Origin of the sequence: Providencia sp. PROV040, assembly GCF_032706145.1 — a bacterium.
In the GTDB taxonomy this organism is placed as follows: domain Bacteria; phylum Pseudomonadota; class Gammaproteobacteria; order Enterobacterales; family Enterobacteriaceae; genus Providencia; species Providencia hangzhouensis.
Map to the genome: position 1 here is coordinate 4,505,642 of NZ_CP120530.1, position 12,169 is coordinate 4,517,810.

General features: G+C 41.7%; 10 protein-coding genes and 3 tRNA genes. 3 read left to right on the forward strand and 10 right to left on the reverse strand.

Annotated elements, in window-relative coordinates:
• Positions 1-129: 129 nt before the first annotated feature.
• From hflX to tsaE, 6 genes are all read right to left on the reverse strand, one after another.
• Positions 130-1,410 (reverse strand): ribosome rescue GTPase HflX, encoded by a 1,281-nt coding sequence (hflX, locus tag P3L40_RS21020; RefSeq protein WP_004906004.1) that lies wholly within the window; start codon positions 1,408-1,410, stop codon positions 130-132.
• Positions 1,411-1,502: 92 nt separating this feature from the next.
• Positions 1,503-1,796, reverse strand: coding sequence for an RNA chaperone Hfq (hfq, locus tag P3L40_RS21025; protein ID WP_004906005.1), 294 nt, complete (start codon positions 1,794-1,796; stop codon positions 1,503-1,505).
• Between the two features lie 107 nt (positions 1,797-1,903).
• Positions 1,904-2,845: a tRNA (adenosine(37)-N6)-dimethylallyltransferase MiaA gene (gene miaA / locus P3L40_RS21030; protein ID WP_004906008.1), complete on the reverse strand. Its 942-nt coding sequence runs from the start codon at positions 2,843-2,845 to the stop codon at positions 1,904-1,906.
• Positions 2,838-4,808 (reverse strand): DNA mismatch repair endonuclease MutL, encoded by a 1,971-nt coding sequence (gene mutL, locus P3L40_RS21035; RefSeq protein WP_196732289.1) that lies wholly within the window; start codon positions 4,806-4,808, stop codon positions 2,838-2,840. Before mutL ends, miaA begins: the two co-directional genes overlap by 8 nt.
• Positions 4,809-4,817: 9 nt before the next feature.
• Positions 4,818-6,104 (reverse strand): N-acetylmuramoyl-L-alanine amidase AmiB, encoded by a 1,287-nt coding sequence (gene amiB, locus P3L40_RS21040; protein WP_210853004.1) that lies wholly within the window; start codon positions 6,102-6,104, stop codon positions 4,818-4,820.
• A gap of 14 nt (positions 6,105-6,118) precedes the next feature.
• Positions 6,119-6,583 (reverse strand): tRNA (adenosine(37)-N6)-threonylcarbamoyltransferase complex ATPase subunit type 1 TsaE, encoded by a 465-nt coding sequence (tsaE, locus tag P3L40_RS21045; RefSeq protein WP_004906013.1) that lies wholly within the window; start codon positions 6,581-6,583, stop codon positions 6,119-6,121.
• A 288-nt stretch (positions 6,584-6,871) separates the two neighbouring features.
• Between tsaE and queG the strand changes: the two genes are divergently transcribed.
• Positions 6,872-8,053 (forward strand): tRNA epoxyqueuosine(34) reductase QueG, encoded by a 1,182-nt coding sequence (gene queG / locus P3L40_RS21050; RefSeq protein WP_136134035.1) that lies wholly within the window; start codon positions 6,872-6,874, stop codon positions 8,051-8,053.
• Positions 8,054-8,739: 686 nt separating this feature from the next.
• Here the strand turns inward: queG and P3L40_RS21055 are convergent.
• The 4 genes from P3L40_RS21055 to orn all read right to left on the reverse strand — a co-directional run bounded on the left by P3L40_RS21055 (position 8,740) and on the right by orn (position 9,920).
• Positions 8,740-8,815, reverse strand: a tRNA-Gly gene (locus P3L40_RS21055).
• Between the two features lie 65 nt (positions 8,816-8,880).
• A tRNA-Gly gene (locus P3L40_RS21060) sits at positions 8,881-8,956 on the reverse strand.
• 39 nt (positions 8,957-8,995) lie between these two features.
• Positions 8,996-9,071, reverse strand: a tRNA-Gly gene (locus tag P3L40_RS21065).
• Positions 9,072-9,374: 303 nt separating this feature from the next.
• On the reverse strand, positions 9,375-9,920 hold the full coding sequence (orn, locus tag P3L40_RS21070; protein WP_036958796.1) for an oligoribonuclease: 546 nt from the start codon (positions 9,918-9,920) through the stop codon (positions 9,375-9,377).
• A 111-nt stretch (positions 9,921-10,031) separates the two neighbouring features.
• Between orn and rsgA the strand changes: the two genes are divergently transcribed.
• Together rsgA and asd are read left to right on the forward strand one after the other, a co-directional pair.
• Complete coding sequence (gene rsgA / locus P3L40_RS21075) at positions 10,032-11,084, forward strand: small ribosomal subunit biogenesis GTPase RsgA (RefSeq protein ID WP_004906021.1); 1,053 nt, start codon at positions 10,032-10,034, stop codon at positions 11,082-11,084.
• A 156-nt stretch (positions 11,085-11,240) separates the two neighbouring features.
• A complete protein-coding gene (asd, locus tag P3L40_RS21080) occupies positions 11,241-12,137 on the forward strand; it encodes an archaetidylserine decarboxylase (RefSeq protein WP_198633833.1) in 897 nt (298 codons plus the stop codon).
• Positions 12,138-12,169: the final 32 nt, after the last annotated feature.

Genomic DNA, 12,169 nt, shown 5'->3' on the forward strand with positions numbered 1-12,169 from the left:
TAGCTCCATTCTTTATGATTGATTTTCAGGGCTAAGAGCGATAGGGCTCTTAATATCAATTCCATTGCCTAACTATATTATTAACGGCCAAATTATTAACGGCCAAAGCATTATTAATAACCAAAGCGATTAAATAACATAGTCAGGTAATTGCTGCTCTTGTTTGCACAGACGCCGCCAATCCACCATTGGCATACGCACCTCAAGGCCAATTGAGCCGTCTTCTTCCTGCCATTCACGTTCGATTGACTGAAGTTGATAGAAACGGCTACGTAAACGGCCTTCATTCGGTGGTAAACGCAATTCAACATGTGCGATTTCACCTGAAAGACGTTCCGTCAATGCCTGTAGCAACAATGGGATACCATCGCCCGTTTGCGCTGAAACCCAGACACGAACCGGCTTGTTATCCTCATCTCTGTCAATACGCGGGACAAAATCCTCCAGCATATCAACTTTGTTCATCACTAAAAGTGTTGGTATTTCATCCGCTTCGATTTCTTCTAACACACTTTCAACTGCATGAATATTTTCATCCAAGCGATTGTCAGCTGCATCGATAACGTGCAGCAATAACGTTGCTTCACGTGTTTCTTGCAGGGTTGCTTTAAAAGCTGCAACCAAATCATGGGGTAAATGGCGGATAAAACCCACAGTATCTGCAAGAACGACAACACCAACATCTTCTACATCAATACGACGAAGTGTTGGGTCAAGTGTTGCAAATAACTGGTCAGCAGCATAAACATCCGCGGCCGTCATGCGGTTAAACAAGCTAGACTTACCAGCATTGGTATAACCGACAAGCGAAATAGTCGGGATATCTGCCTTACTTCTCGCTTGACGCCCTTGTTCACGCTGTTTTTCCACCCGACTAAGACGAGATAAGATTTGTTTAATTTTATCTCTTAATAGCCGGCGGTCGGTTTCAAGTTGAGTTTCACCGGGGCCTCGTAAACCAATCCCGCCTTTTTGTCGCTCTAAGTGCGTCCATCCCCTCACTAAGCGAGTCGATAAATGCCTTAATTGAGCCAATTCAACTTGAAGCTTACCTTCGTGTGTACGTGCGCGTTGAGCAAAAATATCTAAAATTACCCCTGTACGGTCAACCACCTTACATTGGCAAATCCTTTCGAGATTACGTTCTTGAGCAGGGCTTAGAGTATGATTAAACAACACCACATCTGCACCACTTTCCTCAACAGCTTGGGCAATTTCTTCTGCTTTACCTTCCCCAACAAAAAACTTTGGATGAGGAGCTTTACGACTGCCCGTGACTATTTGTACTGGTTTTACCCCAGCAGATGTCACAAGTGACTCAAATTCTGCCAGATTATCAACGTCTTTCTCTTGAGAAAAAAAGACATGGACTAATACAGCTAGTTCACCGCCTTCATACCTATCAAACAAGGTGTAACCTCTTAGGCTAAACAATAATTGCAAAGGAAAAACACAGGTACAGTCTCCCTACCCATGCTTTCCTTGTCTTTTAGCGTACAAACTTACTCAGTTACTTCGCCATCTTGCGCTGCAGGGTTACCTGAATGGTAATTACCATTACCAGTGCTACCCGCAGTACCGCTATGATGAGAAACAGGGCGAGCAGGGACAACAGTCGAGATAGCGTGTTTATAAACCATCTGGCTAACTGTGTTTTTTAATAAAATGACAAATTGGTCAAAAGACTCAATTTGCCCCTGCAATTTGATGCCATTAACGAGATAAATAGAGACCGGAACCCTTTCACGACGTAATGCGTTCAGGAACGGATCTTGCAAAGATTGCCCCTTAGCCATTCTATGTTTTCCTTATTTTGTTGTTTTTAAAAGAGAATCTTTTAGATTCCAAAAAGTAACTACTCAAAAATTGCGCTTAACGTTCTAATTGTACACAAACATCAGTCCTATGCACGCATAACCTGCATAACGGTGCTAAGCGCTTGCTGAGGTTGTTCACTATCTAGCCAATGAACATTCTCCCAGCTTCTTAACCAGGTAATTTGACGTTTTGCCAATTGGCGAGTTGCACAAATCCCCCGATAAATCATTTCATCATGGCCAATTTCACCATCTAAATATGACCACATTTGCCGATACCCCACACAACGAATTGAAGGGAGGTCAACATGTAAATCATTTCGTTGATGTAACTTGCGAACTTCTTCTTCAAAACCCGCATCTATCATCAGATGAAAACGTTGTTCTATGCGCTCATGTAAAATTTTACGATCTTGTGGCGCAATAGCAAACTGAAACACATTATAAGGTAATTCTTCCCCTGCTGTTTGTATCATTTCAGTCAAAGTTTGTCCCGAAATGAGATATACCTCTAAAGCACGGGATAATCTTTGTGGGTCGTTAGGATGAATCCTTGCCGCGGCAACTGGGTCAACCTCAGTAAGACGACGGTGAATTTCCCCCCACCCTTGTTCTTTCGCAATGTGTTCAATTTCAGTACGAACTGCTTGGTCAGCTGAAGGAAGAGGTGAAAGCCCTTCTAATAAGGCTTTAAAATACAACATTGTGCCGCCAACTAATAATGGAATTTTACCTTGTGAGGTAATTTCAGCCATGGCATTTAATGCGTCACGGCGAAAATCGGCAGCACTGTATGGTAGAGACGGATCGAGGATATCAATCAGACGATGGGGAGCTTGGCTGAGTTCTTCTGTTGTTGGTTTTGCTGTGCCAATATCCATCCCTCGGTAAATTAATGCCGAATCGACACTAATAATTTCCACAGGCAAATGCTTGCGAAGTTCTATCGCCAAAGCGGTTTTACCTGAGGCCGTTGGACCCATTAGGAATATTGCGTCAGGTTTTTTCTGAGTTGCTAAATCACTCATTTGTTAGTGTAGCTACCACGGATTGTAAATTAATTAATTGTAATAATGTTGGTGGAGGGTTTTTCACCCACTGCGGACATACCCGCTCAACATCAGCCAGCAACTGAACAGCCTGTGCTAAACTCCAACTTTCTTCTGTTTTAACCTGTGAAACTGCTTTAGCGAGCCATTGTGCTATATCTTCGTCAGTGACACTTTCTTTTCTCGATAAAAAATCGAGTAGCTCAGAAAAAAGCTGTGATAAATTTTGTGTTCTTAATGGTAACGATACCGTATGAATTGTTACTTTTCCATGTAATATCGTGGCTTCGATACCAAATATTGTCAATTGTTCCTTGTACCGCTGTAAAACCTCTATTTCATCATTTTTAAGTGACAATTTTAGAGGTATTAACAATGGTTGGGGCTTTAAGGCTCCACCACTCGGTGACAATTGTGACAACTTCAATAAATAATTAGCTTCCGTTAAGGATAACAGGATTAGCCCCAACGAAGACTCAATTAATGCAAAGTTTTTTGCGTAAATTGTCAATACTTTGCCAAAAAGGTAGTTATCCGCATTTTTTGCTACAGGTTGTGAGGATATTTGCGGTGAACTGATTGGGTTACGTTCAGGAAAAAGCGGCTTTTTATCTTCAGGAGCAACCGGAATGGACATTAAGCTCTGATACAGTTCGCCTGCTTTTTTGTCATAAGTTGAGCCAAACGTTTTTGCTGGTACATTTTCTGAAAAACCTGACGTTGATTTCGGCGAAGAAAAAGCGTGATTTTTAGCATTATCCTTTAAGTGGCTAGCCTGCTTATAAGGTGTTTTAGGCTCTAGAAGGGTATTCTCGACTATCGTCTTGTTTTCTGCCTTATGTTGCTTAGGAGCCACACTAGGAGAAGAAAAATAATTTTCCCCCGCAGAAGGCCGATTTTCCAGTTCTGTATTTACAGGTTCGATACCCGGAAGCTCATCAATAGATGCGGCTTCTAATAATACTGTTCGTACCGCTTGATAAATAAAATCATGTACCAGACGAGCTTGGTGAAAACGAACCTCATGTTTTGCTGGGTGTACGTTAACATCAACTTGTTTTGGGTCAATGGTCAAATACAGGACATAAGCTGGCTGCTGGTTTTCGTCTAAATGCCCTTCATAAGCTTGACGAATAGCATGATTAATCAGGCGATCACGCATCATACGGCCATTGACATAGCAATATTGTGTTTCACTACCCGACGTCATTGATGGAGAAACGACCCACCCTTTGATAGCAAGATCGCTATGTTCCCAAGATAACGCCAAAGCGCCTTGCATAAAGCCCGTTCCACAAATCGTCCCAAGACGCCTCTCTTGCTGTGCCTCATCATGAGCCGCTCGGTATTGCTTTACTAATTTCCCATTGTGAGTCAGGTTGATAGCCACATCAGGGCGAGAAAGCGCAATTCGGCGAACAATTTCATCGATATGACCGAATTCAGTTTTTTCTGTGCGCATAAATTTACGACGAGCTGGCGTATTATAGAATAAATCTAATACTTCAACCGTTGTGCCATTGGGATGCGCTGCGGGTTTAACTATTACCTCCATATCCCGACCTTCGGCATAGGATTGCCATGCTTCTGTCTGGTCTGCAGGCTTTGATGTCAACGTTAAACGTGAAACAGAACTGATACTCGCTAGTGCCTCACCGCGAAACCCCATACTCATAATGGCTTCAAGATCATCTAATGTGGCAATTTTACTGGTCGCATGGCGAGCTAAAGCCAAAATCAGTTCATCTTTACTGATACCACAACCATTATCACGAATACGGATCAGTTTTTCTCCACCGCGCTCAATGTCGATATCAATACGCGTTGCCCCTGCATCAAGACTATTCTCAACGAGCTCTTTAACCACTGACGCAGGCCTTTCAACCACCTCACCTGCTGCGATTTGGTTGGCAAGTTGTGGGGATAGAATATGTATAGCCATGCCTCCCCCTTATTGTGGCGCTGCTTGTATTGGATTCGCCAAGAAATATTGACGTAACCCTAAATGGATAGCTTCTGCGACTTTGTCTTGGAATTCATTCGATTTTAGCAACTGCTCTTCCGCTGCATTACTAATAAACCCAGTTTCGACTAAAATCGATGGGATATCAGGAGAACGCAATACACCTAAGCTTGCATGTTCAGGGGTTCTTTTGTGAATATTACCTACTTTTCGCAGCTGTTCGATCACTTTAACTGCAACATCGTACCCCACACGCTGAGAATGACCGAATTGTAAATCTAAAACGGCTTGGCTTAAGTAAGGGTCCGCGCCACTCAGTGCATCACCCGCCCCACCTAATAATTCCGATTGTTTTTCACGTTGTTCCAGCCAACTACCCAGTTCACTGTTTGCACGCCGATTAGACAATACCCATACTGATGCGCCCCGTGCACTGCTATTCGGAGCCGAGTCCGCGTGAATTGACACCAACATATTAGCCCCTTTCTTACGTGCCACATCAGAACGACCACTAACAGAAATAAAATAGTCACCGTCACGTGTCATCGCGGGCTTAAACATTGGGTCGGCTTCAAGGCGTTGGTATAATTTACGTGCGACGCTGAGAGTCACATCTTTTTCTTTATAACCATTCTTGCCTATCGCACCAGGGTCTTTTCCACCGTGTCCTGCATCAATAGCAATGACGACCTGCTTGCTACCCTTTGGCATATTTTTATATTTGGTTGGTGTTGGTGTAGCCACAGGTGCAGGGTTACTCATCTTCAATGGTTTATCTTGAGTATTATTTGCCGCTGGTTTAACTGTATTATTGGTTTGATTAAAAGAGGTAGAACCGGATGCATTTCCAGTCGATATCGTTAACACCAACTGATATTTACCTGAAACCTGTTTAAGTGTCGCTTTTGTTTTCGCTGCGCGAGATAGCTCTAAAACTAAGCGTTTGTGTTGGTTATCAGAAGGTTGGCTCGCCCGTACCAGTTTTACAAGGTCTCCTGCGGGAACTTTAAGTGGTAAACCAATAATCTCACCTCGTTGTTTGATATCAACAACAAGGCGCTCAGGTGAATGCAATGGGAAATAGGAGTAGTCGGGCTTACCATCAATAAAACTTAGCACCACTTCTGCTTGTGATGGGCTGTTATTAACTTGAATATTTGTTAATGTTGCCGCTTGTGCTTTTGCTCCAAACAGCCACATAGCTAATGCCATAAACAAGACGAAAACAGTAAAAAAACCCTTTGTTGTTATTCTGTGGATTGATGCATTCAACATGAGCAATAGCTTCCTTAGAGTAGGGGTAATGCTTCTAACAACGACTCCCCATTGGCAGAAAAAGCAACAAAGTGAGCCTGACGCCCTTCGCCTTGATAGGTCAGATGGAGCTCAAGATCCGCTTCAGGTAAAAAACCTTTACCTTGTTGCGGCCATTCGACCAAACAGATCGAATTTCCAGAAAAATAGTCACGAATCCCCATAAATTCAAGTTCTTCAGGGTCTGCTAACCGATAGAGATCAAAGTGAAAAACTTGACGATCTGCTAATTCATAAGGTTCAACCAAAGTGTAGGTTGGGCTTTTTACGTGACCTTGATGGCCCAGCGCTTGTAAGAAACCTCGGCTAAAGGTGGTTTTCCCTGCTCCGAGATCACCATATAAGTGAATAATTGTGCCTTGATGGCAAGCCTTAGCGATAGCATTACCTAAAGCGACAGTTTGCGCTTCATTGGCAAGTTGTATTGTACGTTCTTTCATATTGTTCTTTTATTATGTCATTAATAGGCGGTGTCGCCTGTTTATCCTTTAAATGCATAGTTTATCTTGCTGATCAAAATGCATAAAGAGATATCAACAAACATCAATATTACTGCTTATCTTAACCTAAGATGGGGCTTTTTTCTTAATTAACATTGCTTGAATGATGAGTTCAGAAATATCCTATAATTGTTCTCAATATTGAAGGCATTTTTTCATGCGTTTTGATGAATAACGCAGGTCATGTTAGAGTGCCAGCCGTTTTAATCTTTCTCAATATAGGATCTGATGCCAAGATACCTCGATCTCGATCTTCTCGCTCAGAATATTAAACAATGGGGTGTTGAAGCAGGTTTCCAACAAGTCGGGATCTGCGATACTGACCTTTCAGCGGAAGAGCCCAAATTACAAGCATGGCTAGATAAACAATTTCATGGTGAGATGGAATGGATGAATCGCCATGGGATGATGCGAGCCAGACCACACGAACTGCACCCTGGCACGTTACGTGTCATTAGCGTGCGTATGAATTACTTGCCTGCCAAAGCCGCATTTGCTAGTACATTAAATAACCCTGAATTAGGTTATATCAGCCGTTATGCCCTAGGGCGAGACTACCACAAACTATTAAAAAAACGTCTAAAACAACTTTCAGATCGTATTTTAGACTATTGTCGTGAATTTAACGGAGTGATACTGGCCGATGGCACCACCATTGACGATCTTAATTTTCGACCTTTTGTCGACTCTGCGCCAATCTTAGAGCGCCCTCTCGCCGTCAAAGCGGGTTTAGGATGGACAGGAAAACATTCATTAGTCTTAAATCGTGAAGCAGGATCTTGGTTTTTTCTCGGTGAATTATTGATTAATTTACCCGTTTCTGTTGATAAACCTGTCGAAGAAGATTGCGGCCGCTGTGTTGCTTGTATGACAACTTGCCCAACAGGTGCAATTGTCGAACCTTACACCGTAGATGCTAGGCGCTGTATTTCTTATCTTACCATTGAGCTAGATAGTGCTATCCCTGAAGAATTTCGCCCTCTAATGGGAAATCGGATCTACGGTTGTGATGACTGCCAGCTTATTTGCCCGTGGAACCGTTTTTCCCAGCTAACTGATGAAGATGATTTCAGTCCAAGAAAGGACTTACATACACCAGAGTTGCTCGACTTGTTCTCATGGGATGAAAAAACCTTTTTAAAGGTGACCGAAGGCTCTGCAATCCGCCGCATTGGTTATATTAAGTGGTTGCGAAATATCAGTGTGGCGCTAGGTAACGCACCTTATCAAGACAGTATTGTACTGGCTTTACAAAATAGGTTGGGAATTAACGAAATGCTAGATGAGCACTTCCAATGGTCTATACAACAACAGCTTAACCGACGTAATGCAAACCAAGTCACAATTCAAACTTCACAGCAAAAACGCCTTGTACGTGCGATTAACAAAGGTTTACCGAGAGATGCATAGAAAAAAGTCAGCTATATACCTGAAATGAAGAATTGTCAAATTGATGTGAATAAAGTAAAAAGTGCTTAGCAGACAATAGGTAAAGAATTTGCAAGATGTGCTAGCCTCATTTTGACAAAATAAATCACTTAACAAATAAATCAATAAGTTACAACAATGCTATTTAAATACTAGAATTAAATAGCACAACAGAAATTTGTTAATTAGCCTGTGGATAACTCTGTGTAATAAGTTATTTCAAATCGCGATAAAAACCCAGATTGATTGAGCGGGCTGTGGATAACTTTCTAATGGCACATTGAAAAGAAAAATACTGATTTTACGTTTACTAGCAATACAAAAGTTACCAAAAAACAAGACTAAAATGAAAAGTGACTCGAAGTAAATAAAAAAGCATATTTTTGTTTATTATTTAAACTTCTAATCATCATCTTAGAGATGGAAGCAAAACACCCTATTGCTAAGGGGTGGCTATTCTATGGCGACCTGAAAATGAATGCAAGAGGAAATCTGGATCTGATCCAAAAAAGATCGCAAAACCCATGTAGATCCTAGTGTTCAAGGTATAAAAGGATAAAAACAGTGAACAAGCGCAATTCATATGCACACTAGGTGATTCTACTTAAGTTAAATAGGTATTGTGTAAGAATTAATTAAGAAGAAAAGTTAAGAGACTAAGAAAATATTGGAGCGGGAAACGAGACTCGAACTCGCGACCCCGACCTTGGCAAGGTCGTGCTCTACCAACTGAGCTATTCCCGCATTTGGTGGGTACTACTATCGAACTAAGAAATACTAAAATATTTAACTAAAACACTAAGAAAGTTTGGAGCGGGAAACGAGACTCGAACTCGCGACCCCGACCTTGGCAAGGTCGTGCTCTACCAACTGAGCTATTCCCGCATCACGAAAATAGTGCTTTAGCTAAAACATCAAAAAATTTGGAGCGGGAAACGAGACTCGAACTCGCGACCCCGACCTTGGCAAGGTCGTGCTCTACCAACTGAGCTATTCCCGCATCACATTTTTGTATGTTTCACGTGCCGACTTAATAACAAAAACTTCATCGGTACGGGGAGCGCATTATACGAAAAATTCAGATACTAGCAAGCCCTTACACTCAAAATTTTTATTTTTTTATTCGTTTGCTGACAATTCAATCACAATGGTGATTTTATCAACACCCGTTGTAATAAATTGATTTCAATACGTTAACATTGTTAACTTATTGGGAGAGAACAGCTTATGAAAGCCGCTCAAGTGAAGTGAACCCACAAAGTTGGACACTTTTAGTTAAGCGGCTTATTCGTTAATTTAACATTTATTCTTTAATAAATGTTTCTCGATAATAAGCTAATTCAGCCACAGATTCACGAATATCATCGAGGGCCTGATGAGTATTTTTCTTAGTAAAACCCGCTAGAATTTCAGGTTTCCATCGGCGAGCAAGCTCTTTTAATGTACTGACATCAAGATAGCGATAATGAAAATAGCTTTCTAATTCAGGCATGTAGTTGAACAGAAAACGTCTATCTTGCCCAACACTATTACCACAGATTGGGGATGCCCCTTGAGGAACCCATTTTTCTAAAAACGCAATCGTGGCTAACTCAGCTTCACGCTCACTCACGGTACTTTTACGTACACGTTCAACTAAGCCGCTATTAGTGTGGGTGTTTACATTCCACTCATCCATCAAAGCGAGTTGTTCATCCGTTTGATGTACTGCAATTACAGGGCCTTCTGCTAAAATATTAAGATGACTATCTGTTACAATGGTCGCTATTTCAATAATACGATCACGAACAGGATCGAGCCCCGTCATTTCTAAATCGATCCAAATTAAATTATTCTCATTCTTTTGCATGATATACCCTAACTGCATTCTATGAAGTTAAGGTATGATAGCACTCTTCATGCCATCAGTGACAGGCGTGAGTAACCCCCTAAAATACAGCCCATAGTAAAGAGAGGACAGGTGGCTAAACAGAAACTTTCGAAAGGCCAACAGCGCCGAGTTCAAGAAAATCATCAAAAAAGACTTAAAAAGCAAAAAACAGTTGAAATTGATGATAGCCAATTAGGTGAAGCGCAAGAAGGCTTAGTCATTAGCCGTTTTGGGCAGCATGCTGATATTCAGGCAAGTGACGGGACTATCCAACGCTGTAACTTGCGCAGAACGATTTCGTCCCTCGTTACAGGGGATAATGTGGTGTGGCGACCAGCCTTGAACACACAAAGTGATATCAAAGTAAATGGCATCGTCGAAGCGGTTCACGAGCGCCGTTCTGTTCTAACTCGTCCCGATTATTATGATGGCTTAAAACCGATTGCCGCTAACATTGACCAAATTGTTGTGGTTTCAGCTATTTTACCTGAGCTTTCGCTGAATATTATTGACCGCTATTTAGTTGCCTGCGAAACCACCGGGATTAAGCCTGTTATCGTTCTCAATAAAGTCGACCTACTCGACGACGAAAACCGTGAGTGGGTAAGCGATTTAATGACAATTTATCGTGATATTGGCTATCAAGTTCTCGAAGTTTCAAGCCATACCAATGAAGGCATGGAAGCGCTTACTAACGCGCTAGCAGGTAAAGTATCTGTATTTGTTGGTCAGTCTGGTGTGGGCAAATCAAGTTTATTAAATGCATTACTCCCACATAACGAAGAAGCGATTTTAGTTAATGAGGTTTCAGACAACTCAGGGCTAGGACAACATACAACAACAACAGCTCGTTTATATCACTTCCCATTGGGCGGTGATGTGATTGACTCCCCTGGTGTCCGTGAGTTTGGTTTATGGCATCTAACAACGGAACAAGTGACCAAAGGATTTGTCGAATTTAAAGATTACCTTGGCGGCTGTAAATTCCGTGACTGTAAACATTTAGATGACCCTGGTTGCCTGTTACGTGAAGCCGTAGAAGCAAATAAAATTGCTGAATCACGCTTTGAAAACTACCATCGCATTTTAGAAAGCATGGAACAAATCAAACCTCGTGGTAATTTTACGGCGAAAGATAAATAATGTTAGTGAGTGCTTACAAATAACTCACTAACGCTAAACCCGCTCTAAATAATTTAATGATGGTTAGCCAATGATGCGGCCGTTTGAAATATGACGAGTAAACTGTGTACAATAGCCGCCCTTTTGCTAACATACCTTTAAAAATCAGAGGTTAACGTGCTAGATAAAATTAAAATTCGCTTGCAATATATGCTTCCAAAACAATGTCTTACTGAATTTGCAGGCTGGTTCGCAAGTCGCAATGCGGGTTTCATGACGCAATGGGCAATTAAACTGTTCGCAAAAGTCTATAAAGTGAACATGAATGAAGCGCAAAAAAGTGAGCTTACTGCTTATGCCACTTTTAATGATTTCTTTATCCGTCTGCTAAAAGAAGGCGCTCGCCCAATTGTGGAGAAAGAACACCAACTTGCTCAACCTGCTGACGGTGCAGTTAGTCAATTAGGCCCAATAAATGATGACCTTATCTTCCAAGCTAAAGGCCATAATTACACAGTTGAAGCGTTACTTGCTGGCCAATACCAATTAGCAGAGCGTTTTCGTGGTGGTGACTTTATTACCACTTACCTCTCCCCAAGTGACTATCACCGTGTACACATGCCATGTGATGGTTTACTCAAAGAGATGATTTATGTGCCAGGCGATTTATTCTCTGTAAATCCATTAACGGCACAAAATGTTCCCAACCTGTTTGCACGAAATGAACGCTTGATTTGTGTTTTTGACACCCCTGTTGGCTTAATGGTACAAATCCTTGTAGGTGCAACCATCGTTGGTAGTATTGAGACGGTTTGGAGCGGTTGCGTCAATTCCAGTCGTGAAGGCGTCATTAAGCGCTGGGTTTACCCTGAGTTGAACTCTGAAGGTGCCGTTTTCTTGAAGAAAGGTGAGGAAATGGGGCTGTTTAAACTGGGCTCAACGGTGATTAATTTATTTGAACCTAACAAAGTGATATTTAATTCATCACTGATCCCCGGTTATGCAACTCGTATGGGCGAATTACTCGCTGAAACTGTTGCAAATACAGTAACAGAAGAACCTGCTGACGCTTAATTAAATTATTATCCCTTGAAGGAGCTCCTCAC